Origin of the sequence: Marinomonas sp. BSi20584, from assembly GCF_002792415.1 — a bacterium.
GTDB lineage: Bacteria > Pseudomonadota > Gammaproteobacteria > Pseudomonadales > Marinomonadaceae > Marinomonas > Marinomonas polaris.
In genome coordinates this window covers 105,957-130,405 of the sequence record NZ_KZ454873.1, presented here as the reverse complement: position 1 = coordinate 130,405, position 24,449 = coordinate 105,957, and the positions used below count along the sequence as shown (strand labels likewise).

Here is a 24,449-nt window from a genome sequence, read left to right as displayed (position 1 = left end):
ACGCTGATTTATAGGAGAAATTATTATGTCTACCATCATGGTATTGAACGGCCCAAATTTAAATTTATTGGGTACTCGTGAGCCAGCAACTTATGGTTATGAGACTCTAGCAGATGTGGAAGTTATGTGCCGCGAAGCGGCATTGTCATTAGGCCATGAGGTGGAATGCCATCAATCTAACCATGAAGGTGTATTGATTGATCTAATTCATGAAGCAGGTCGCCGTATTAAAGCGGGCGAAGTATTGGGCGTAGTATTCAATCCAGGTGCTTATACTCACACATCTGTTGCTCTTCACGATGCAATAAAAGGCGCTGATGTACCGGTGATTGAAGTTCACATCTCTAACGTACACGCTCGTGAAGCTTTCCGTCATCATTCTTACATATCGCCTGCTGCAGCAGGAATTGTTGTTGGTATGGGCGTACAAGGGTATGTATTGGGCATTCAGGGCTTAGTGCATAAGCTCAAAGCTTAAGACTAAAAAAAATAGCGACGGCTAATATAAAAATACCGAATGATGCTTCTTATTTTGAAGAGATCATTCGGTATTTTTTTGAGCTTAATTATGACGTTAAACGCTTAGCTTTTGGACGATTTAGTTTTTCTCCAACGAGTCCATAAAGGGGTATGTGAGATAAAAATAAATACAATTGTTGCCAGTAGTACACAAGACAGTGGACTAGTGAAAGCTTCACCAAAAAAGCCTGCAATGCTGCCTTGTTCAGACAGAATGGCTCGTCGCCAGTTCTCGTCAATCAGTCGAGATAAAATCACCCCAAGAATAACTGGGCCAACCTGATAACCGTACTGTTTCATAAAGTAACCGATTACGCCGAACCCAAGCATCCACCAAACGTCCGTGATTGCATTGTTGATAGAGTAAGCGCCCACAATAGACAGCAAGAATATAATAGGGATTAAGACCCCTTTTGGACATTCAACTAGCTTAGCGAATAAGCGAATACCAGTTAAACCGAAAATCAATATGAAGATATTGGCGAGGGTTAAGTTACCCACAGTAAACCAAAAAATTTCGGGCTGTTCTATCATCAGCAATGGGCCAGGGTTTAAGCCGTGGATAAACAAAGCGCCAATGAATACCGCGGTTACAGCGTCCCCAGGAATACCTAAGGTCAGCATCGGAATATAAGCTCCACCTACAGCGGCATTATTTGCAGACTCCGGCGCAACTAATCCTTCTTTTGCTCCTTTGCCAAATTCAACTTCTGGGTTTTTAGTCGTACGTTTAGCATAGTCATAGGCCATTAATGCGGCAATATCGCCACCAGTACCTGGTAATGCCCCGACAATTACGCCAACCGAAGAGGATTGTAAGCTTAAAGGTAAGTAGCGTTTTACATCTTTCCATTTAGGGATGATGCGATTGATGACTTGTTTGACGCTGGCTTTATGCATGAAATGTAGCTGTGTTAAGGCTTCGGAAATACCAAAAAGTCCAATCATAACCGCAACTGGATTAATGCCATTCCAGAGTTCAACGACACCAAATGTAAAACGCTCTTCTGCTGTCAGGGGGTCAAGTCCTACCGTACCAATTAACACGCCAAACGATCCAGCTAACACACCTTTTGCAAGACTATTACCAGATAAAGAACCGACCAGCATGATGCCTAGAACACCTAGCAGCATATAATCTCTTGGCTGAAAGCTGATGGCAAAATCGCTAACAAATGGTGCTGCGACAGCTAATACGAAAATGCCAACGAAGCCTCCGATAACAGACATTACTGTTGATAAGCCAATGGCTTCACCCGCTAAGCCTTTTTGTGCGAGAGGATAACCATCAAGCGCCGTAGCAATGGCGGAAGGAGCCCCAGGAATATTTAGCAATATGGCGGTTCGAGAGCCACCATAAACGCCACCCATATATACCCCAACCATCAAACATAAAGCATTATTTACCTCCCACGAAAAGGTAAATGAGATGAGAATAGAGACTGCCATGGTGACTGATAAGCCTGGTATAGCACCTACATAAATCCCTAAAAATGTACCAAGCGCGGTAAGCGCAAGGAGTTGAGGGGAAATCCAAGAAATAGCAAAAAACGAAAGAGCTTCCATTGTATTATCCTAAAAATTTGCACTAAACCAATGAGATATGACCGCCATAATTTCGCGTTCAGGAATAATGCCTTCAGGCAAAATAACTTTAAAAATAAGTCGGAATACGCAATACACAAAGGCCAAAGAAACAAGGGTTAATCCAAGGCTGACTACCCATCCTTTACGATGTAAAAATGTCATCGCAATAAATAAGAAAATAGCGGCAGATAGAATGAAGCCAATCGGCTCTAACATAACTGCGAACATCAAAATTAACGCCATAACTACGCCGATAACCGGAGGGAATATATGCCGAATAAAACGTACGTGTGGTTCTAGTGGAAGGCGTATCGTTTTAATAAGCACCAAGCAGGCACTTATTACCATTATGCTCGTAGCGGCAAGAGGCAGTGCTCCTGATGAGCTTAATGAAGAAAACTGTGCAATGGCGTATGCCTGCCAAAACAGAAACAAACTGGCGATTAAAACGAGCAGATTGAACAGAAGTTCACCTGGTCGACGGCTAGTGGGGTGATTCATCACGACTCTCCGACAATGCTGAAAAAAAACGGCGGGGAAGAACGCTCCCCGCTAAGAGCGAAGCAATGGAAATTAGCTTCTTGGGTGATTCAAATTAATGTATCAAAATTCAGTAAATAGCCTTATTAAGGTTAAGGACGCGGAATATTGAACTCTTCTGGTGATCGCTTAGAAAAACCTGCTTCATGAACTAACCAAGAAGAAGTAGAGCGATAGCCACTTAAAAAGTAATTGGCTTCTTCTCCTGAAATATTCAGAATCGTAAAGCCACGTTTTTGCATTAAATCAATAAAATCGGGGTGAAAAGCAGCCTGTTGGAATGCGCCTTGAAGCTTCTTGACGACATCATCGGGAGTTCCTTGTTTTACAAATATTCCAAAGAATGGCCCCCAAGGTAGGTAGCTTTTTAAACCTGGGAAAGTGTCAGTGATAGGTGCTACACCTGGCAAAAGTTTATTGGCCTCTTTATCTACAAGGCCGATTACTTTCATACGACCAGCTTTAATCTGTTCAATAGTTGCGCCTAACACCGCTGGCATTACATCAATTGCGCCGCCTTGTAATGCGGTTAATGCTGGACCATCGCCATTGTAAGGGATGCTGGTGTAGTCCAATGAAATTTGTGATTGCAGCATTGCCATTATAATTGAGGTTAAACCACCATTACCCGTTGAACCAATTTTCAATTCACCGGGATGAGCTTTTACGAAATCAGTAAATTCTTGCATGTTGTTGTAAGGCGCATCATTTCTTGCAACAAAAACTGGCGTACCGCGAGCTAATATATTGATGGTGATCATGTCGTTATAATCCATGTCACCTAAGCCTAATACCTTATACATTTGTGGGTTTTCCGCTCCCATCAATAAGGTATAGCCATCATCATCTTTACTGTTGACGTATTTCATTGCGATGGCACCAACGCCACCTGTTTTATTGGTTAAGACAATGTCGACACCGAGAGCCTTTTCAGCATGAGGTGAGATGGAACGCATTACGGTATCAGTTGAGCCGCCAGCTCCCCATTGGATAATGCCTTGGATATCCTTTTCAGGAAAAGCAGCTAATGCTGTTGTGGATAATGTTAGTGCGGTTAATGCGCCAATTATTGTTTTTTTCATCATAACCTCCAGAGAATTATGCCCAGTTGGGCGTAATGCGCAAAAGGGAAAGCCTTTTGCGCTATTTGTGTGTTTTTAGTTATTGATTGGGTGATCTCGCAGCATGAAGTCCACTAAAATTTCAGCTTCCGCATTGAACATGCCTGCTCCAACCATCGTGTTACAGCCGAGGCTTCTTGCATGCTCGACCATAGGAGACACTTCTGGTTTGGTGATAGCGTCTGCAACAAATTGCTTGCTATTAAGTTTGCTAACATCTACAGGATATGGGTCGCCTGCGCGCATACCGACTGGTGTAACGTTGGCAATAAAATCAAAGCCTGTTGGATCTTGATCTCCCACTCCTGCACGGTTTGGAAAACGTTCATTTAAGCGTTTGATAAGTGAATTTAATCTATCTTGGTCGAGGTCATAAATGGCTAGGTATTCTGCCTCTCGTTGTAGAATCTCAAATGCTACCGCGGACCCAGCTCCTCCTGCGCCGATTAGTAGGGCTCGCTTACCTTTAACATCAAAACCTTCCTTTTTGACGCCATCTAAATAGCCAATACCATCAACATTGTCGCCATATAATTGGCCATTACTTTGTTTACGGATGATGTTGACAGAACCAACAAATTTGGCGCGTTCAGAGACTAGGTCACATGCGTCTAGGGCTGGGATTTTGTGTGGAATCGTAATAACAATGCCATGAACGTTTTGTGTTTTGCGTAAGGACTGCATAACGTCTATAAAGTGTTCCGGTGCTACATGCATAGGAGGAACTATGCCGTTCTCTTCTCGACGTTGCAGGATTTGCGTTAGAAATTGAGGTGAACGTACTTGGGCAATAGGGTCGCCTAGGATAGGGAAAATACGAGTTTCACCGGTAATAATAGTCATCGATCTACACTCCTGAATTAGTGTGTTTCACATGTCGCTTTTGTTTGCGACATCGTGTTTTTTTGATTGGTATTTAAAGGGTTAATCGCGTGCTGTATTGCTTTGTATGCAAACACAATAGCGGGTCCAATAGTGATGCCTGGACCTGGATAGGTTCCGCCCATAATCGAATGCAAGTCATTACCGCAGGCATAAAGTCCGTCAATCGGTTCGTTATTGATGGTTATTAATTGTGCGTGCTTATTACCGACTAAGCCTTGTGCGGCGCCGATGTCGGCAGGTTGAAGTTTCACCGCGTAGTAGGGCGGCTGATCAAGTGCGCCTATGGTTGGATTTGGCTTTTGGTTTGGATCACCATTGGCTTTTTGGTAAGCCGTACTGCCGCGTCCAAATAAGGTGTCTTCACCCGTCTTAGCTGCGCTATTAATACTGGCAATACTGCTTGATAGTAGGGTCTCATCAATTTGTAATTGCTGAGCCAGTTCGCTAATACTTTTGCCTGTTTTTAAGTAGCCATCTTGTAAATAAGGTGCTGGATTGTCGCCACCCAAGCGCACCATACCTAATCCATATTTAGCGAGCCCTTTTGCATCGGTGATGATCCACGCGTGTTTTGTATTTTTTCCGCCTTCTAGCATGGCTTTCCCAAATTCATGGTAAGAGACCGTTTCATTTACAAAGCGTTGGCCATTGCTATCGACACATAAAGTGCCTGGTTTTGAACGGTCGAAAACAAAATGTGGAAAGACGGCTTTCGTACCGTTTTTGCGTTGTCGGGTAGAAACGGGCGCCCAAAATGCTGCTTGGTCATGCCCTTGTCCATAATGAGCGCCTAATAATTCGACTTGGTGGTGTAAATTGCTGCTGTGTCCTTCAGCCGATGGGGAATCTGCTGGTAGTTGTTTTGGTAACAACTTAGCGCGTTTTTCAGGATTTCGAGCGAAACCGCCAGAAGCCAAAATAATGGCTTTGTTCGCAATCAAATGGCGAACTTCACCATTTTGGCTAAGCGTTAATCTACTTACTTTTCCTGCTGTGTTTCTATTAATAGCAAGGGTTTCAGTGTCTACGAGTAAGTCTATGTTGCGGTCGAGTAAGGATTGCAGCATTCGAGCTACTAAGGCATGCCCCATCACGCTACGACGAGTACGACCATACAAGGCCCTATCGATAGCATATTGGGTGACGATTCTAGCGGTATACAAAAATGACGTAGAAGATTTAAAGCGAGCTAATAAGTGTCCAATATCTTCACGATTTACCATCATGCCACCCAATACCGTAAATTCTGGAATGGGATGACGCAGCAAATTTAAGGCAGACCCTAAATGTTTGGCTACATAAGGGAGCGGTTCTAAAGCTCGCCCATTTAAAGAGGCATCTGGAAGATCGGCCAAATAGTCAGGATGATAAGCGCAAGCTCTAAATTTTACTTCTGTGTTATCAACTAAGGTGTGAATGGCTTCAGCCCCAGACTCTAAAAAAGCCTCTCGCAGCGAACGTTCACTTCGATCACCCACAGCATGATCAAGAAAGTTCATCACCTTCTCTTTGGTGTCATTCATTGGCGTGTCTTTGAGATATCGCGTCATTGGAACCCAAGTGGTACCACCAGATAATGCAGTAGTTCCTCCCACATAATGGGTATGCTCAATCAGTAACACTTTTTGACCTTCAATTGCGCCAAAGAGCGCTGCTGCCATGCCTCCCGCACCAGCACCTAATACGATGATGTCGTATTGAGTCTGGTCTAAGCATTGTTTTAAACCTTTGTATGGGTCTAGTTGGCTCATCACTTATTACCTGTTTATTTACTCTTAAAAAGAGTTTGTTTTTGTCTTTATGTTTTATACTATTTCATAATGTTGAAACTGTTTCAATAATTAAAATAGTTTCCATTGTGGTTTTTTTTTGCTAGTGTGAATAGAATCACTTCCAAGCAGTGTCTAAAAAGACACATAAACAAACTTGGGAGACAGTGATATGAGCAGTGCATTAGCAAAAGCGCTCTCTGTAATGGAGTTTTTGGCTTACCAACCTATCGGTAGTGCCGTGAGCGATATTGCCAAATCGTTAGATATGCCAATCAGTGGCGTGCATCGATTGCTAAAAGAATTAGAAGGTTTGGGTTATGTGCGGCAAGTCCGAGGCATGGGGGACTATGAGTTAACCATCAAGTTGGCTTCGCTTGGTTTAGCGTTTCTTGGGCAGACAGGCATTGGCAATATTAGCCAGCCTATTTTAGATGAACTAGCTCAGCAGACTCGTGAACTAGTGCGTTTGTCCCTAGCTGACAATGGTGATTTGGTTTGGGTTGGCGTATCGCAAGGTTCAACATCTGCATTGCGCTATCAGCCAGGGCAAGACCAAGGCAAGGTGGTTCATCTCGCTTCTTCGGCTGGTGGACAAGCTTGGTTAGCGGGCATGAGCGATGAAGAAGCTATCTCTTTGGTCATGCGCCAAGGCTTAGTCAAAGATAATGCGCCGGGTGTTTCCGCGCCAGTTACGGTGGCGGATCTATTGTCGGTATTAAAAACGGTACGTGAGCGCGGTTATGCCGTGAATCATGACAGCTATTTAGATGGCATGGCTGCTATTGCCATGGTGGTGCGTAATCCGGATAGCGGAGAACCCATCGGAGCAGTCAGTGTTGCCGGGCCATCGGTAAGAGTTACGCCTGAAGTAATGGAGACTTATGTAGAGCCATTGCAGCGGGCAGCAATAGCGCTAGGAGACGCGAGTAGAGCCTCGTTGTATTTCTCCAAGCGGGAGTAAATAACAACGATAGACAGGGCCCTAGAATGGCAAGAAAGTTCCCAATAACAACACCTCTTTCAAATCAATATGATGTCATTGTAGTTGGCTCTGGAGGCGGCGGGTTAAGTACCGCTGTACGTGCAGCTCACTTAGGGCTTTCGGTTTTATTATTAGAAAAAACTGATGCTCTGGGTGGAACAAGCGCTTGGTCTGGTGGCTGGTTGTGGATTCCACGTAATCCACTTGCCATAAGAGCAGGTATTCATGAAGACGCAGAAGAACCTCGACGTTATATTTGCAGTGAAATGCAAACCGATAGCCTCGATCCTCGTTTGGACGCATTTTTAGAAAGCGGACCAGAAATGGTCGATTTCTTTGAAACTCAAACAGCCCTTAATTTTGTTGATGGCAATGCTATCCCTGATTTCCATGAATTAGACGGTCATGCTCTTGGTGGTCGTTCTGTTGCCGCAGCACCTTTTGACGGTCGTCAGCTAGGTAAATGGAAACATCATGTTCGTCCACCTTTGTCGGTAATTTCACTCTGGGGAATGGGGATTGCTAGTGGTGCGGATATGCGCCACTTTTTTAACGCTACTCGCCGTTTATCTTCCATGATGTACGTTACCAAACGATTAACTCGCCACGCCTTGGACTTGGTGAGATTTGGTCGCAGCACCCAATTAGTAAATGGTAACGCTTTGGTAGGTGCATTATTGAAAAGTGCGTTGGATTTAAACGTTAGGGTGCAAACCAATGCGTCTGTTTCCACGCTTATTAAAGATGATCAAGGTCGTGTTACCGGTGTCGAAGTGATCATCAACGACCAGCTACACAGTATTTCTGCAAGCAAGGGTGTGGTGATGGCTACGGGTGGTTTCCCTCATGACACAAAACGCCAGGCTGAACAATTTAAAGGTAATACTGGGTTTGGTCACTATTCTGCCGCCCCTAAAAGCAATACAGGTGATGGGATTAATATGGCGGAGTCCATCGGCGCCAAAATATGTGATGATCTAGCAAACGCTGGCGCTTGGAGTCCTGTTTCTTTAGTGCCAAATGGCAAAGAGCAAATTCATTTTCCACATCTAATCGAGCGTGCCAAACCCGGCATTATTGCCGTGCTACCAAATGGAAAGCGTTTCACCAGTGAAGCGAATTCTTATCATGATTTTATGCGCGCTTTGTTTGATGCAAGTCCAGCAGATAGCCAGCCTTATTGCTGGTTGTTAGCAGATCATAAAGCTCAACGACGTTGGGGGCTGGGTTGGTCAAAACCTTTTCCATTTCCAACATCTTACTTTGAGCGTACAGGCTATCTAATAAAAGGGAAAAGTCTTGCCGATCTTGCTCTTAAATTAGGCGCTCCCGTAGATGCTTTGACCGAAACTGTAGCGCGTTTTAATTGCGACGCTAAGATCGGTTTTGACAGTGAATTTCAGCGTGGAGAATCGCCTTATAACCATATTCAAGGTGATCCAGAACAAACGCCTAATCCTTCTTTAGCAGCATTAGAGCAGGGGCCTTTTTATGCGGTGAAGATTGTACCGGGGAGTTTGGGCACATTCTCTGGTGTGAAGACTAATGAGCATGGGCAAGTGTTACGTCCCGATCAGTCTGTAATTTCAGGCTTATATGCTGTTGGTAATGATATGTCGAGCATCTTTGGTGGCCACTATCCAAGTGGCGGCATTACTTTAGGTCCAGCCATGACATTTGGTTATCGAGCCGCCAACCATTTAGCAGAGTGATGTCTCTGCACTTTTGAAAAATCTTTTAAAACAACTCTTAAAAAGGAAAAAAATCATGAAGTATTATGATATTGCGACACTGAAAACCGTTATTTTTGGTGCTGGTAAAGCTGCGGCAGGCATTCAGGCATTTTTGGAAGCGCCGGAAGCTAAGGGTAAATTATTAGGTGCTTGGTTTGCTGATGTTGGTCACTTAAATGAAGTTTATATTCTTCGTGGCTATGAAACCGAGCAAGATTTAATTGAAGAGCGTAAGCGTATTCGTCTTTCAAATGATCCGTTCAATTGCGGCGACTTATTGGTTGATTTACATATGGATAGCTATATTCCTTTGGACTTTATGCCTCCAGTTGAGCCAGGTGAGTTTGGTCCTGTTTATGAAATTCGCACCTATCATACTAAATTGAACGGCTTGGCTCCGACGATTGAAAAATGGCGTGAAGCTGTGCCACCTCGTACAGAGTATTCTGCGTTAACAATAGCTATGTATTCGCTAGATGGCGGTCCTCGCTTTACTCAAATTTGGCCTTATAAATCAGCTAACGAACGTGCTGAAATACGTGCAAAAACCGTTGCTGAAGGTGTTTGGCCGCCAAAAGGTGGCCCTGATTGGTTAACGCCAGACATGACATCAACTTTGGCAATGCCGATGGCATTCTCTCCTCTTAAATAAGGTACTTGCCATGGCTTATTCGTTTTCTCTTGCTTTCCTAACCTTGTTTGATGTTTCGCCAAGTGAAGCGGTCGAAATCGCTGCTAAAACGGGTTTTTCCCATGTCGGTTTCCGTCTTCTGCCCTCCGCATCGGAGGGGCTTTATCCTCTGATGATGGATGATAAAGTGTTTAAAGAAACGCGAGCAGCCATGCAAGACACAGGGATCAAATTAGCTGATATTGAAATTGTACGTCTTGGAGAGGCTTTTCGCGTGGAAGATACTTTTCGTTTCTTGGAGCGAGGGGCTGTTTTAGGGGCGAAAAATGTACTGGTAGCGGGCGATGATGCTGATGAGGCACGTTTGATTGAGAACTATGGTGAATTCTGTGAAGCTGCTCATCATTATGGTATGACGGCAGACTTGGAGTTTATGCCATGGACCAAAGTGCCTAATATTGCATCGGCATTACGGGTCGTTGACGGTGCGAATCAATCAAATGGTGGCGTACTCATTGATGCATTGCATTATCATCGAGCGGGCATGAAGCCGCAGGATGTAAAAACGATTGATCCTAAGTGGCTTCATTACGTTCAGTTTTGTGATGCGATGGCTGAGTTTGATCCAACTACAGAAGGTTTGATTCATATCGCTCGTCAAGCACGCCTAAACCCGGGTGAAGGTGAAATTGATTTGGTATCGCTTCTACAAGCAATACCAGACGAAATGGTGTTGAGTATCGAAGTGCCAAACTTCGATTACGCTAAAAAGCAATCACCTACCGAACGCGCAAGTCGAGCGTTGGATGGAATGAAAAGTATTATTGAAAAAGCACAATCATAATATTTTTTTATATGTAACAGCCCAAAAAAACGAACAGTCTCACTGTGAGTTTTTTGGGGCTCTGTTCAGTCTGAAGAAACGGGTAGCGCATGAGGGCCACTTTGTAAGGACTCAATTAAATACTCAACACATAACTTTAGTGTTGCTGAATAGGTGAGACGTGATGGTGTCACTGCCCAAATATCGGTTTGTTGAGTGTAATCCGGTAAGATGCGTACCAGTTTTCCTTTGGCTAATTTATCGTGAATATCCCAGTCAGATAGCATCGCAATGCCTAAACCTTGTTCAGCCCACTCGTGGATCACGTCAGCGTGGTTAGATCCCATACCGCCAGTAATACGAACGGCAGATTCCTCTTTATTGTTCTGCAAACGCCATACACCTAGCATTTGATCTCTTTGTCGGAATAATAAGCAATCGTGCAAAGCCAAGTCATCTAATGTCTTAGGTGTTCCTTTACGTTCTAAATAAGCTTTAGAAGCACAGAGTATTCGTTGGCTTTTTACTACTTTATGACTGATTAAGTGTGGTTCGGTTACATCTCCTGCACGAATGTCGATGTCATAGCCTTCATTGAGCATATCGACACGACGGTCGACCAACTCTAACCAAATATCGAGCTCTGGATATTCTTTCGCTAGCTTCGATAAGATTGGTGCAATGTAGTTTCTTCCTAAGCGTAAACTGGTGCTGATGCGAAGTTTTCCTGAAGGGCGAATGCGTGCGCTTGATACGTCTTGCTGTAGGCGAGTGGCGGCATCTAATACTTGTAATGCGCGCGTGTGTGCCAAGATACCTTCACTGGTGATTTGCACAGAACGAGTGGTGCGGCGAAACAGCAGCACGCCAAGTGACTTCTCTAGATCAGCGATGCGCTTACTAACAGAGGCTTGTGCCATGCCAAGCTCTTCCGACGCTCCAACAAAGCTACCAGTTTTTACGACCGCACAGAGGACATTTAGGTCTGTTAAGTTCCATTTATTATTCGTCATATCTTAATAGTGAATTAGTTTTTTGGTTAATTATTTGTGAAAATCGATTTATTACTATCATAGAAGGACAAATAGAAAAGGCAAGATTTCTACCCTGATTAATAATAAAGATAATAAGAGGATAAAAAATGGAGCAGTTAAATATTACTGTAGTTGGCGCTGGATTGATTGGTTTGTCACACCTAGAACGCATTTACCAACATCCAGAATGCCGAATCGGTGCCATTGTAGACCCTTCAGAGAATGCAAAGGCAATAGCAGAGCAATACAAGGTCCCTCTATTCACTACGTTAGCGCAACTATTTGAAAGTGCTCAGCCTGATGGCATTATTCTGGCGACGCCAAATCAATTACATGTTGAACAAGCTTTGGAATGTATTAAACATAACGTTTCAGTGTTGATTGAAAAGCCAGTTTCTCAATCTATTGAAGAAGGCAAAGTGCTATTAGATGAAGTAAATAAAACAGGTAATAAGGTACTAGTGGGTCATCATCGTGCATATAGTAGCATCATGGAAAAAGCCCGAAATTTAATTAAATCAGGCGTTATTGGCCGTCCTGTTGCCGTGATGGGCAGTGCGCTATTTTATAAACCAGATAGCTATTTTTTGGAGGGTATGTGGCGTACGCAAAAAGGCGGTGGGCCAATATTGCTAAATTTGATTCATGAAATTGGTAATTTACGCTACTTATTAGGTGAGGTTTACGCAGTCCAAGCTATGAGTTCGAACACAGTGCGTGGTCATGAAGTGGAAGACACAAGTGCCATTACTTTACAGTTTGAAAATGGGGTATTAGGGACCTTTTTACTGTCTGATACAGCGGCGAGTTCCAGAAGTTGGGAACAGACCTCACAAGAAAATAAAGCCTATTCCAGCTATGAGGATGAAGATTGTTATCATATTGCTGGAACGGAAGGTTCGCTGTCTATTCCTACTATGCGTATTAAACGCTACCTTAAAACTGAAGACAGATCTTGGTGGAAACCGTTTGATTGTTCCGTAGAAACTTCACAACGAGATGATCCATTAGTTGGGCAGATAGATCATTTTTGTCGAGTAATTCGTGGCGAAACTGAACCGCGCGTTAGTGTTCAAGATGGCTTACAGAATCTCATGGTGGTGGATTGTATTGTTAAAGCAGCTCAAACTGGGGCTAGGGTGCAGGTTGCTAAAATCGAATAAACTAAACGTCTAATAGACAGACAAGGCATTAACTCACTCCCATTAATGACAAAATAACAGCGAGTGTAACGAATGACACTAATGTGGTGACCAATAAAATACTTGCACAAAGAGAGCGGAAACCATATTGGCTACCAATAATTGGATAAATACTCATCATAGGAACTGCCGCAATCAAGATGCCGCCGAGCAAAAGGTTGCGGTCCATTTCCGGCATAAAGAGCGCCACGACAGCAATCATCAACGGATGTAGTACTAGTTTTCCTGTGGTGACAAAACAAATGTCTTTGGCATTGCCTGTTAGGCTGGTTCCGACTAATGAACCTCCAAGCACAATGAGTGCGAGAGTCGCGGATGCGCCGGATAACATGACTAATACTCGATCAATTACTGCAGGTAGTTCTAGGTGAAAAGTCGATGCTAATACCCCGCCAGTGACGGCTAGAATTAACGGATTTTTGATCAACCTTTTTACCACAGTATAGAACATGTAGGTGGGTTTAAGACCTTGGCCTCTGGATGAGCTGATTTCTAAAATCACAAAAGTGATGGGTAGAACCAAAATGTTCTCAATGATTAACGACATGGCAAACGCCGCCGTTGGGGGATTACTGAATGCCAGCAACATCACAGGATAGGCAAAGAACGCAGAGTTTGAATTTGCCATCCCCACGCCTTTTAATGTGCTCTCGATTAAAGAACGGTTCATTATTTTTAAGCTGATCAATACGCCGATTAGCATGGTTAATAAGGAGCCGATGGCGTAAGTGGCGAGATAGGTTGGAACAATGACCTCATCAAACTCCATTCTGGCCAAGGTACTAAAAATCAATGCAGGAAGCGTGAAATACATGACGATTTTTGCCATGCCCGCAATGGTGTCACCAGGAACCAATTTAACGCGAACTGCAAAGTACCCCAACATTATCATGATAAAAATCGGGGTTGTGATCGCAATAATGGTCAGCATCTATGGTTCCTGTATGGGCGGTTTAAATTGCGGGTTCATCTTTATGATGATGATCAATTGGTTTGTAATAGCTGTCTAAGGTTTGTGCAGTATCTCGAATCGCATTCATAAAGAGTTTAAGCGCCATAGAGGGAACCGAGTCCGCTCGTGTTGTTAAGCCAACTGCTCCTAGCGTTTCTTTTGTGTCGATAGGCAATTCATCCAGTTCACCATCAGAAATTTCGCGAGCTACTACACCACGCGAAATGATCCACACCGCATCGTTATTACGAATAAACTCCTTACCAAATGAGTCTGATACAGTATCGATTCTATCGGTCAGGGTACTAACGCCTTGGGACAATAAAAAACGGTCTACATAGGGCGCGGTAATAGAACCTTTTGGTGGATAAAGTACAGTGTAATTGGCAATATCACTGATCTGGAAGTTTTCTTTTGTCAGCAATGGGTGATTTGGGCGAACAGTAAAAGCCACTTGCTCTGAGTACAAATGTTGGAACGACAAGCCCGACATAGCTTCTGGAACGCCTAAGCGTCCAACGACTAAATCCAATTCCCCAACGCGTAACTGACTCATTAATAAGGCATTTTGGCCAGAGACTAAATGCAGGCGTACATCAATTCCGCCAGTACGAAAGCGCTTCACGGATTCTGGCAAAATACTGGTCGCAACAGTAGGCAATACACCAATACTAATACGGCTGATGCCTTTTTGTTGCGCTTGTGCAACACGTTCGGTGCCTTCTCGTAATGCCGCGACGCTGGTGCTGGCGTGTTCTAGAAACACATTGCCGAATGGAGTAAGTTCAACGCCTTTTTTACTACGCTCTAATAGTCTAACGCCCAGAATGTCTTCTAGTTCTTTGAGTTTTTTCGATACGGCGGGTTGGGTCAGAGCCAGTACATCAGCAGCGCGAACAACGCTGCCTTGGCGAGTGACTTCTAAAAAGCATTGAAGGTGGCGATATTTAATACGGTTTTCTAACATAAAAAGTCTCCCATCGTACTCGCATGGTTTCAGTCGCTGCTAATTGGCTATTAGGTAGTCAGCCACTAAGTAAGAAACACTAAGGAATCAGGCTCATTATAAGCGCTAATAAGGGAATGATTTTTCTATATTACACTCCTATATCACGTTTTTGGAAAGGAGCTATGTATTCCTTTTTCGATATATTTTTAGCGCTTTATTTCATTCTTAATATGACTCTCAATATAAAAATCTTGTGCTAGCATCAATATTAGTAAATATAGAAGCAAAAATCAGGTTTGTTTCTCATATATCGTTTTCGTTATGAAATGTAGACAGTCAGGGCGTAAGAATGAAGACAGCACTCGCAACCGTTACCATATCTGGCACGCTGAGAGAAAAATTCGAAGCGGCGGCAAAAGCCGGTTTCCAAGGCGTGGAAATCTTCGAGAATGACTTAACTCAGTTTGATGGTACGCCAAAAGATGTGCGTCGTATGGCGCAAGATCTAGGCTTGGAAATTATTGCTTTGCAACCATTCCGTGATATGGAAGGTATGCCTGAGCCAATGCGCTCGCAAAAGGCAAAGATGTTGCAGCACAAAATCGATGTAGCTCATGAGTTGGGTACGAATCGTTTGTTATTTTGCAGTAATGTGCAGCCTTACTCTTCTGCGGATCGTGACGTTTGCGCGGCGGATTTATTTGCTCTTGCTGAAATAGCCAAAAAAGAAGGCATCATGCTGGGTTATGAAGCCCTAGCTTGGGGTTACCATATTGCCGATTATCATGAAGCATGGGATCTGGTTAAACGTGTTGATCACCCGAACTTGGGTATTATTTTAGATACCTTCCACATGTTTTCCCGTGGTAATACGCTAGATGTTCTGCGTGATGAAATTCCGCTAAACAAGATTGCGCTGGTGCAAGTGGCCGATGCGCCAAGTCTACAAATGGACGTGTTGCAATACAGTCGACATTTCCGTTGTTTCCCTGGCCAAGGCGACATGCCAGTGGTCGAGTTTTTACAAGTTTTGAAAGACAAAGGGTTTGATGACTATTTGTCCCATGAAATTTTCAACGACGAATTCCGTTCTTCTTCACCACTAGAAAAAGCCATTGATGGCATGCGTTCATTGATTTGGCTTGATGACCAAACAGTGAGTAAGCGTGAAGAAAAAACCGCCCCTATTGTGGCTCCACAAATTAGCGATGTGGAATTTATTGAATTTGCGATTGAAGGCGAAAGCGGAGAAGCGCTGACCAATACTTTGGCTCAGTTGGGTTTCCATGAAACACATAAACATCGCTCTAAAAACGTTAGCTTGATGCGTCAGGGCAATATTAACCTGATCCTCAACCGCGAGCCGAAAAGCCAAGCCCACGAGCATTTCCAAAAGCATGGAGTATCGGTTTGTGCGATGGCGTTTGCCTCTGAAAACGTCAAAGCTACTTTGTCTCTTGCTGAGCGTTATCGAGTTGAGCGTTTTGATAATCAGGCCGGTCCAGGTGAACTAAATATTCCAGCACTTCGCGGTATTGGCGATAGCTTGGTGTACCTTGTTTCAGCAGACGCCGCAGTACGTTTTTTCGAAGTGGATTTCAAACCAATTCAGGGTATTCAAGGCGAGTCTGGTGTTGGCTTAACGCGATTTGATCACATTGGCCAAACGGTTTCCAATACCGACTTTTTATCAGCGACTTTCTTTTATAAATCGTTGTTTGGTTTCGATATCGATGCCAGCCAAGACTTGCCGGATATTCATGGATTGGTCGTGAGTCGTACGGCGCTAAGCAAAGACAAGCGCGTACGTATTCCATTGAATATGACCAACGCACGTGGCGCGTCGGCACAGCGTTTTATTCAGAAATCAAAAGGCTCTGGTGTGCATCAAATTGCTTTTGCTTGTGATGATATTTTTGCTGCGGCAAAAAACATTGATAGCGAGAAGCAGTTACCGATTCCACACAACTATTATCGTGATATTGAAGCGCGCTTTGGTTTGCCTGCAGAGATGATTAAAAAATTACAGTCACACAACATCATGTATGACCAAAATGACGAAGGTGAATTCTTCCATTTCTATACAGAAGAAGTACATGGCGTCTTTTTTGAAGTTGTACAACGAGTTGGTGATTACAGCCGTTATGGCGAAGCGAATGCATTTGTCCGTCTTGCCTCACAGGCGCGCCAAGAGAAAAAATAAATCATTGTCATTGCGGGGAATGATTTATTTTAGGCGTATTCATTTGTGAGGAAATTACGCCGGAGGAAGGAAACTTCCTCCGGTTTTTTTTGCTTTAAAAAATGGAAATACAGCTGTGTCTTTTTGTTATTTGGCGGTTACTTGGAACCGACCAACCAGCGAGTTGAGCTTCAAGGCAGACAATCCAACGCGGGACGAACGTCTTTGTAGTGCAGCAATCGAGCGTTGCATTTGTTCTGTCGCTGCACCCATTTCATGTGCGGTTTTCGCATTTTCTTTGTTGCTTTCGTTGAGCAATAAAATAGCCTCAAACATGGTGTCGACTAAGGCGTATAAAGCACTGTCGCCAGTGTTGGTTTGTTCGTTTGCCATGAGATTTTTATCGACATTTTCTGCGCCTTTTTCCATAAAACTCACCGCACTGCGTGTTTCTTCCTGAATACCTTCTAGCATGGCTTGTATTTCTTCTGCAGCGGCGGCTGTTTTGGACGCTAGACTGCGTACTTCATCGGCCACGACGGAAAATCCACGTCCATGTTCGCCCGCTCTTGCGGCCTCAATAGCGGCGTTTAATGCCAATAAATTAGTTTGGTTGGTGATGTCCGAAATGGTGGTAATGATACCGGCAACTTCATTGGTTTTTTGATCTAGTGACTTTACCGATTCAGCTGTGGCTCGCACTACATCGCGTATTTCTTGTGTGCCTGTTTTGGCGTCTAGCAAGCGAGATTGTGTTTCTGCTGCCACTTGATTCATCGCTTGCTTCAAATCATCCGCGGTTTTCGATGCGTTTTGCACTTCGTCTATTTGTTGCTGAAACACTGTCAGCATGCTTTCAACCGTAGATTCGAGATAGTGCGAGGCTTGGCTTGCTTCTTCATTAGTGCGAACCATAAAGTCATTAGACTTTTTGACGTTGGTGCTGGCAGAGATAACTTGTCCCATAGTGGTATCAAGATTATCTATAAAACTATTCATCCAGCGTCCCATATCGCCGGTTTCGTCGTTGGCAAGATCGTCGTCAAGGCGCTGCTTAAGGTTGCCTTCACCCTCTGCGATGGTTTGAATTACTTCCGTCATTTGGCTCATGCTGCTGCTTATTTTTTTGGTGCTGAGTCTATTAAATAGCAGCCCTGCGACGGTTAAGCTGGCGAAAGCCGCCAAGCTGGTCAAGACAATGGATAAGTTGGTGTAAGCCTGTAATGAAGTGCTGACGATAAGAGGCACGCTGGAAGCCAATAGGTAGCTTTTCATTAATTTTAGATTGATAGAGCGACGACGATAGACTTCTTCCAAATCGCCTTCACACATCATCCCCCAAGTGTCTGGGCTGCCTTTTAACTGAAAGGTAACGCCTTTGCCGATAACAGGAATATGTCGGTAGTCAGAATAACCGGGGTAAGTCACAAAAAGATTCTGGCCGTTCTTGATGGTTTCTCTTACACCGGGATGTAATTCTTTTGTTGCTGGGTCAGTAAAGCGGATTTCAAACTCTGTGTGTTGTTGAACTTTAACTGTTCCCCAGTTTGTGGTTATTCCGCTTTTTAGGTTTTCGCCATGGCTGAAGGTGTTATCTTCAAAACGTGAGCGGGAAAGTGCTGTTCCGGGTAATAGGGATTTGTCGAACTCAGACTTCACCATGAACAAATAGTTGTCGCCGGATTCTTTATAAATGTGTCCCGCTTCGCGCTGGATTAGATCGCCAACTACATCATTGGGAACGCGAGCGCAAATAGCACCAACGCTGATGCCGTTTTGTTTAATTGGCAGGTAAAACATCAGGGTCACTGCATCATGGAATTTTGAGCTGGAAGCGCCGATGCTTAGCGTGTTTTGGTCCACGTATGGTCCATGGAGGAACTGATGATTTAAGCCAGCTTCTACTGCTTTAGCTTGTAAGTCTGTCTTATTGACACGGTCTTTTGTGGTGGAATTGAGCACTTTGCCTTGCGTATCAATCACGAAGTATTCAGACACGTCAGGCACTATACTTAGACGTTCTTCTAGCGCTTCTTGTTCAATATGAGGGAATGAGCTAGTTATTATTTCTAATAAAACTTCTAATTGTGACCATTGATTATTCACCCAAGTATTGAGTAGTTTTACCCTTGTGTTGGCGATGCTTTCAAAGGTTTTTTCAATATTGGGGTAAGTGTCTTTATTTAAGTAGCATGACCAAAAGAGAGAGAGTCGTCCGGTATTGCCAAACCAAGGTAACCAACGACGTTCTTTTGCTGAAAGTAACATCTGATTGCTTTTCAAACTCATATCTATATTGCTCCGTTGCGTTAAGCACTACTTCGTTGCATGCGCTTAGGGGGAGCTTATAAAAAGCAATTTTTTTGCCATTGTTTTTTCAATATAAAACTTTAGTTTGATGCACTGCTAACTTATAAAAATACCTTATCATTCGACTGAATATGAAGAGTAAAACAGTGTTTTATTTAATGGCGGATTTTTAAAGTTGCACCAAATTGGTGTATTTGTTTTTTTATTGCTCTCTGTTGGTTCTTTTTGGCGATAAAAGGTAATTTTTTGACGTTTTTAGTTTTAAGTTAAGTTTTGAGTAGGAATAGAGAATGAATCTTTTTGGTGGTGATAAAGTAAAAAACACTGACTACCTCATCTATAAAATTGGTAGTCAGTGTTTGCTAAGCAACAATTAAATGAATTAACGGAAAAGTTTCCGCTTCAGCCATTTTGTCCAAATAGGAGATTGCGTAAATAGAATTAAAACAATCACACTAAATAGCACTGTTGAAAGTGGGCTGTGGAATAGGTTAATAAATAAGTCCCCAACACTGCCACGTTCAGACAGAATAGCACGACGCCAGTTTTCGTCAGTCAAGGAACTCAAAATAACACCTAAGATTACTGGGCCAACGGGAAAACCGTATAGACGCATAAAGTAGCCAAATACACCAAAGGCGAGCATCCACCAAATATCCGTAATGGCATTGTTAATCGCATAAGCACCAACAATAGACAAAAGGAAAATTAACGGAATCAAAATGCCTTTAGGGCATTCGACAATTTTCGAGAAAAGTCTAATGCCAGTTAAGCCAAAGATCAGTACGAAAATGTTCGCTAGTGTGAGGTTACCGACGGTAAACCAGAACATATGAGGCTGTTCGATAAGCAACAAAGGACCTGGGTTTAAACCATGAATAAATAAGGCGCCGATAAACACTGCTGTTACTGCGTCCCCAGGGATACCCAAGGTTAACATTGGAATATAAGCACCACCGACAGCAGCGTTATTCGCCGATTCTGGTGCGATCAAGCCTTCTTTAGCACCTTCACCAAATGGAACTTTTGGATTCTTAGTTACGCGTTTAGCATGGTCGTAAGCCATCAGCGCGGCAATATCACCACCGGTTCCGGGTAACGCTCCTACAATGACGCCAATGAAAGACGTTTGTAAGCTCAGCGGCATGTACTTTTTAATGTCTGACCATTTTGGAATGATGCGAGATATCTTCTGCTTCACTACGGCCTTGTTCATGTGGTGTAACTGGTGCAAGGCTTCAGAAATACCAAACATACCAATCATTACCGCAACAGGGTTAATACCATCCCAAAGCTCGACAACGCCAAACGTAAAGCGCTCTTCGGCTGTCATTGGGTCTAGTCCAACGGTACCGATCAATAGTCCAAGAGCGCCAGCAAAAATGCCTCGAGCCAAACTGCTGCCAGACAAAGAGCCTACTAGCATAATGCCAAGCACGCCCAACATCATGTAATCGCGCGGTTGAAAGGTAATAGCAAATTCACTCACCGTTGGTGCGGCAATAGCCAAGACGATAATGCCGACAAAGCCACCGACCACGGACATAATTGTAGATAAACCAATGGCTTCCCCAGCTAAACCTTTTTTCGCCAAAGGATAACCATCTAGAGCCGTAGCAATAGCAGAAGGAGCACCTGGGATATTAAGCAATATAGCGGTACGAGAGCCTCCATATACCCCACCCATGTAGACACCAACCATAAGACACAGTGCGTAATTTACATCCCATGAGAAGGTAAATGAGATCAAGATAGAAACGGCCATAGTGACCGATAAACCGGGAATAGCGCCGACGTAAATACCCAAGAAAGTTCCTAGTGCTGTTAAGCCTAGTAATTCTGGGGACAACCAAGACATGGCGAAATAATTAAAAGCATCCATAAGGTGACTATCTCCACAAAGACTTTATTGAGGATAGGATTTCGCGCTCAGGTACGATGCCTTCGGGAAGCACGACTTGAAAAACGAGGCGGAAAATGATGTATACAACAATCAGTGCGAACAGCGTAATAGCGAGTGTTATGAGCGGACTGCGTCGATATAAAAATTGGATGGAAATGAATAGGAAAGCAAAACTAGTAAGAATGAATCCTAAGCTTTCCAGCACCACTGAGTAGATCAAAATCAATGCCATAATGGTTGCAATAACTGGCGGGAAACAGTGATAAACGAAACGAACATCCTTTGCTGCAGGTACTTTCAACGTGTTCAAAAAAGTCACACAAGATGCCAATATCATGGCAGCAGAAGCGGCAAGTGGAAACGCGCCAGGAGAGCTTAACGAGCTGAATCCTGAAATATTATAAGCTTGCCAAAATAGATAAACACTTCCTAAAACCAATAGAAAACAGAATATGCGTTCACCAGGTTTACGGGTTTTGATCATAGGAGATTGACTGGACATGGTAACTCCAGATAAAGCAAAAAGAGGAGACGCGACTTATTGTCAGTTAAGTCGCGTCTAGGGATCAAAATGGAACGATAACCTTATGGTTTACGGATACCAAACTCTTCTGGTGAAAACTTACTAAAGCCTGCATCATGCACTAACCAAGAAGATGTTGAACGGTATGCTTCTAGGAAGTAATCGGCTTCTTCACCTGAAATATTCATGATGGTGAAACCGCGCTTTTGCATTAGATCAACAAAGTCTTTGTTGAAAGCGGCTTTTTGGAAGGCTGCCTGCAATTTTTCTACCGCTTCATCAGGTGTGCCTTTTTTCACGAACACGCCAAAGAAAGGTCCCCATGGTAGGTAAGACTTCATGCCTGGTAGTGCATCAGTGATAGGTGCAAGGTTAGGCAGAAGTTTATTGGCTTCAACATCAACAATACTAATGGCTTTCATGCGGCCAGCTTTGATTTGTTCGATAGTAGCACCTAGTACGGCTGGCATTACATCAATAGCACCGCCTTGAAGAGCCGTCAATGCTGGGCCATCACCATTATACGGAATGCTGGTGTAGTCTAGTTTGACTTGAGAATCCAGCATGGCTGTAACAATAGAAGTTAACCCGCCAGGGCCTGTAGAACCAAATTTCACTTCGCCTGGATGGGCTTTTGTATACTCAATCAGTTCTTGCATCGTGTTAAATGGTGCGTCGTTGTTAGCCACAATAATTGGCGTACCACGAGCTAGCACATTGATCGCGATCATATCGCTGTAATCAATATCAGAAAGCCCTAAAATTTTGTACATCTGAGGATTTTCAGCCCCCATTAAAAGCGTGTAACCGTCGGCAGCTTTCGCATTAACATACTTAGTTGCAATAGCACCAACACCGCCAGTTTTGTTGGTTAGGATAATGTCTCCGCCAAGCTCTTTTTCAACGTGAGGGGCAATAGAACGCATAACCGTATCGGTTGAGCCGCCCGCTCCCCATTGGATAATGCCTTGTATATCTTTAGTTGGATAATCGGCGAAAGTTAGAGATGAAGATAAGGATAGTGCTGCTAGTAACGCTATTGTTGTTTTTTTCATTAGGGGCCTCTGTAGCGTCCATCTTTTGATGGTTTTGGCTTTGTTAGTGTTTTTATTATTAGCGATAGATACTTGATCAATCCTTGAGCTAGTATTTCGCAACCGCTATAACCTTAGCTGATCGATGATTGTTGATAAAGGCTGTATCGATTCCATATGTTACTCATTTTATTGCCTTTTAGTTATAGATAGCTTGGTTAAAATATGTAATTTACTATTTATCTAAGAGACGAAACAGAAAGAGTGAAAGAACCTATTAATATCAACTTATTGATATTAATAGGTAAAGGTAAGCGATGTTTTTATAGCGCGGTTGAAAAAGCGATGCGAGTAAGGTTTTCAGTCTGGTCAGTTTTCACCACCACATTGTCTTCAATACGAATGCCACCATAGGGCATGAAGTATTTAATGCGCGCCATATCGCAACCGTGATTTGATACTTCTGCCTGCATCTTGTCGATCAGCATTGGAATGAAATACAAGCCGGGTTCAATGGTGATCACCATATTCTGTTCTAATGTTCTTGTGAGGCGTAAAAAAGGAGCGTGCTCGTCTGGCATGCTTAAGGTGCCCGCTTGATCAATTTGATGGCCACCCACATCGTGAACCTGCAAGCCAAGCAAATGACCCAAGCCGTGAGGAAAGAAAACTTGTGGAATGCGTTTTGCTAGTTGCTCTTCAACGCTTAAAGCACAAATCTTATGTTCAAGCAGTAATGCCGCAATACCTGCTAGCGTGTTTTGGTGCAAATCGCGGAAGGCAACACCAGATATGGCGCTACGGCAAAGCTTTTGTTCCATTACATCAAGGTCATTGATCAAGGCGTTAAAGTCATCATCGTGACGGGTAAAAGTACGGGTAATGTCACTGGCATAGCCATGTTCGTTGGCACCAGCATCAATCAGGAGCGTACGAGAGTTGGCGACTTGTTCTATAGATTTATGTTCATAATGCAAAACAGCTGCATGCTCGTCTAAACCGACAATGCCCGGATAAGGTTCTTGGAAAGCACTTTGTTGGCTGGCTTTTAAAAAGGCGAGATGGATTTCCAGTTCGCTCATTCTTGCAAGAAACGCTTCTTTCGCCGCGAGATGACCAGCAGCACCGCGCATACTTGCTTGGCGCATGGCTTGTATTTCGAAGTCGGTTTTCACCGCTTTTGCAAAATCGACATAGGCTTTTAAACCATCACAAGCGACAGCGAATGACATTGCTTGTGGGCCAAGCCAAGCGGTTTTATTGGGTAAATCAGCGAACCATTTGTCTGTTTTTTTCGCCGTAACAATGTTCCAGTTTTGTTGCCAATCGCCGCTAGGAACAGGATTTGGAGCATGCCAGAAATCGTCACGAACAGGCCAAACTAACGTCGGTTTTTCGCCTGTTTTCAGCACAACATAAGTTTCTGCACCTAAGGTAAAAGGTAACCATTGTTGCGCGCCAGAATAGGCATGAAAAGGATGGGTATGATCATCCTGAAAGTAATAACTTTTTTCCCCTGAGGCTAAAACAATGGCATCTAGGCCAAAATGCGCCATGGCATTTTCATATCGATTGATGAGAACGGCAAGATGTTCTTGATACAGTGTCGTCATAGAAGGACTCATATTTCTCTGCAAGTGTTAGCTAGAATGCAGACTTGTATCCATTAAATCTGCATTGTGTATTCAGGGGGATAAATTATTAGGATACGCTAAATTTTAAGGGGGCTCTCACTATTTTTTGGCTGTAATTTTATTGAAGCCAAAC

20 protein-coding genes are annotated in these 24,449 nt (G+C 43.5%); 7 read left to right on the top strand and 13 right to left on the bottom strand.

Annotated features, from left to right (window positions below):
- The first annotated feature begins 25 nt into the window (after positions 1 to 25).
- On the top strand, positions 26 to 478 hold the full coding sequence (gene aroQ, locus TY87_RS06580) for a type II 3-dehydroquinate dehydratase (RefSeq protein ID WP_072840156.1): 453 nt from the start codon (positions 26 to 28) through the stop codon (positions 476 to 478).
- A 104-nt stretch (positions 479 to 582) separates the two neighbouring features.
- Here the strand turns inward: aroQ and TY87_RS06575 are convergent, their stop codons facing one another.
- The 5 genes from TY87_RS06575 to TY87_RS06555 form a co-directional block, all read right to left on the bottom strand.
- Entirely contained in the window at positions 583 to 2,085 is a 1,503-nt protein-coding gene (locus TY87_RS06575) for a tripartite tricarboxylate transporter permease (protein WP_100186474.1), read from the bottom strand.
- 9 nt (positions 2,086 to 2,094) lie between these two features.
- Complete coding sequence (locus tag TY87_RS06570) at positions 2,095 to 2,607, bottom strand: tripartite tricarboxylate transporter TctB family protein (RefSeq protein WP_100186473.1); 513 nt, start codon at positions 2,605 to 2,607, stop codon at positions 2,095 to 2,097.
- A 131-nt stretch (positions 2,608 to 2,738) separates the two neighbouring features.
- On the bottom strand, positions 2,739 to 3,728 hold the full coding sequence (locus TY87_RS06565; RefSeq protein WP_100186472.1) for a Bug family tripartite tricarboxylate transporter substrate binding protein: 990 nt from the start codon (positions 3,726 to 3,728) through the stop codon (positions 2,739 to 2,741).
- 75 nt (positions 3,729 to 3,803) lie between these two features.
- Positions 3,804 to 4,610 carry a shikimate dehydrogenase family protein gene (locus TY87_RS06560; RefSeq protein ID WP_100186471.1) on the bottom strand — a complete coding sequence of 269 codons (807 nt, stop codon included), beginning with the start codon at positions 4,608 to 4,610 and terminating at the stop codon, positions 3,804 to 3,806.
- Between the two features lie 17 nt (positions 4,611 to 4,627).
- The gene (locus TY87_RS06555) at positions 4,628 to 6,403 is read right to left on the bottom strand and encodes an FAD-dependent oxidoreductase (protein ID WP_100186470.1); all 1,776 of its coding nucleotides are present in this window, start codon (positions 6,401 to 6,403) and stop codon (positions 4,628 to 4,630) included.
- Positions 6,404 to 6,593: 190 nt separating this feature from the next.
- Here TY87_RS06555 and TY87_RS06550 point away from each other — a divergent pair, with 190 nt between their 5' ends.
- The 4 genes from TY87_RS06550 to TY87_RS06535 are packed head-to-tail and all read left to right on the top strand — an operon-like array spanning position 6,594 to position 10,614.
- Complete coding sequence (locus TY87_RS06550; RefSeq protein WP_100186469.1) at positions 6,594 to 7,385, top strand: IclR family transcriptional regulator; 792 nt, start codon at positions 6,594 to 6,596, stop codon at positions 7,383 to 7,385.
- 26 nt (positions 7,386 to 7,411) lie between these two features.
- Positions 7,412 to 9,118 (top strand): FAD-dependent oxidoreductase, encoded by a 1,707-nt coding sequence (locus TY87_RS06545; protein WP_100186468.1) that lies wholly within the window; start codon positions 7,412 to 7,414, stop codon positions 9,116 to 9,118.
- A 55-nt stretch (positions 9,119 to 9,173) separates the two neighbouring features.
- Positions 9,174 to 9,791, top strand: a complete 618-nt coding sequence (locus tag TY87_RS06540) for an NIPSNAP family protein (protein ID WP_072840148.1) — start codon at positions 9,174 to 9,176, stop codon at positions 9,789 to 9,791.
- A gap of 10 nt (positions 9,792 to 9,801) precedes the next feature.
- The gene (locus TY87_RS06535; RefSeq protein WP_100186467.1) at positions 9,802 to 10,614 is read left to right on the top strand and encodes a sugar phosphate isomerase/epimerase family protein; all 813 of its coding nucleotides are present in this window, start codon (positions 9,802 to 9,804) and stop codon (positions 10,612 to 10,614) included.
- A 65-nt stretch (positions 10,615 to 10,679) separates the two neighbouring features.
- Here TY87_RS06535 and TY87_RS06530 read toward each other — a convergent pair whose 3' ends face one another.
- Complete coding sequence (locus TY87_RS06530; RefSeq protein ID WP_100186466.1) at positions 10,680 to 11,606, bottom strand: LysR substrate-binding domain-containing protein; 927 nt, start codon at positions 11,604 to 11,606, stop codon at positions 10,680 to 10,682.
- A 128-nt stretch (positions 11,607 to 11,734) separates the two neighbouring features.
- Here TY87_RS06530 and TY87_RS06525 point away from each other — a divergent pair, with 128 nt between their 5' ends.
- Complete coding sequence (locus tag TY87_RS06525; RefSeq protein WP_100186465.1) at positions 11,735 to 12,790, top strand: Gfo/Idh/MocA family protein; 1,056 nt, start codon at positions 11,735 to 11,737, stop codon at positions 12,788 to 12,790.
- A 28-nt stretch (positions 12,791 to 12,818) separates the two neighbouring features.
- Here the strand turns inward: TY87_RS06525 and TY87_RS06520 are convergent, their stop codons facing one another.
- Both TY87_RS06520 and pcaQ read right to left on the bottom strand, forming a co-directional pair.
- Positions 12,819 to 13,760 carry an AEC family transporter gene (locus TY87_RS06520; RefSeq protein ID WP_100186464.1) on the bottom strand — a complete coding sequence of 314 codons (942 nt, stop codon included), beginning with the start codon at positions 13,758 to 13,760 and terminating at the stop codon, positions 12,819 to 12,821.
- Between the two features lie 22 nt (positions 13,761 to 13,782).
- The gene (gene pcaQ, locus TY87_RS06515; protein WP_100186463.1) at positions 13,783 to 14,748 is read right to left on the bottom strand and encodes a pca operon transcription factor PcaQ; all 966 of its coding nucleotides are present in this window, start codon (positions 14,746 to 14,748) and stop codon (positions 13,783 to 13,785) included.
- Positions 14,749 to 15,079: 331 nt separating this feature from the next.
- On the opposite strand from pcaQ, the gene TY87_RS06510 reads away from it, so the two are divergent.
- Positions 15,080 to 16,933, top strand: coding sequence for a bifunctional sugar phosphate isomerase/epimerase/4-hydroxyphenylpyruvate dioxygenase family protein (locus TY87_RS06510; RefSeq protein ID WP_072840142.1), 1,854 nt, complete (start codon positions 15,080 to 15,082; stop codon positions 16,931 to 16,933).
- Between the two features lie 126 nt (positions 16,934 to 17,059).
- Here TY87_RS06510 and TY87_RS06505 read toward each other — a convergent pair whose 3' ends face one another.
- The 5 genes from TY87_RS06505 to pepQ form a co-directional block, all read right to left on the bottom strand.
- Positions 17,060 to 19,201: a methyl-accepting chemotaxis protein gene (locus TY87_RS06505; RefSeq protein WP_100186462.1), complete on the bottom strand. Its 2,142-nt coding sequence runs from the start codon at positions 19,199 to 19,201 to the stop codon at positions 17,060 to 17,062.
- A gap of 403 nt (positions 19,202 to 19,604) precedes the next feature.
- Positions 19,605 to 21,104, bottom strand: coding sequence for a tripartite tricarboxylate transporter permease (locus tag TY87_RS06500; protein ID WP_072840140.1), 1,500 nt, complete (start codon positions 21,102 to 21,104; stop codon positions 19,605 to 19,607).
- Positions 21,105 to 21,111: 7 nt separating this feature from the next.
- Positions 21,112 to 21,627 carry a tripartite tricarboxylate transporter TctB family protein gene (locus TY87_RS06495; protein ID WP_072840139.1) on the bottom strand — a complete coding sequence of 172 codons (516 nt, stop codon included), beginning with the start codon at positions 21,625 to 21,627 and terminating at the stop codon, positions 21,112 to 21,114.
- A gap of 83 nt (positions 21,628 to 21,710) precedes the next feature.
- Positions 21,711 to 22,703 (bottom strand): tripartite tricarboxylate transporter substrate binding protein, encoded by a 993-nt coding sequence (locus TY87_RS06490; protein ID WP_072840138.1) that lies wholly within the window; start codon positions 22,701 to 22,703, stop codon positions 21,711 to 21,713.
- 302 nt (positions 22,704 to 23,005) lie between these two features.
- Positions 23,006 to 24,295 (bottom strand): Xaa-Pro dipeptidase, encoded by a 1,290-nt coding sequence (gene pepQ, locus TY87_RS06485; protein ID WP_232617083.1) that lies wholly within the window; start codon positions 24,293 to 24,295, stop codon positions 23,006 to 23,008.
- Positions 24,296 to 24,449 lie beyond the last annotated feature (154 nt).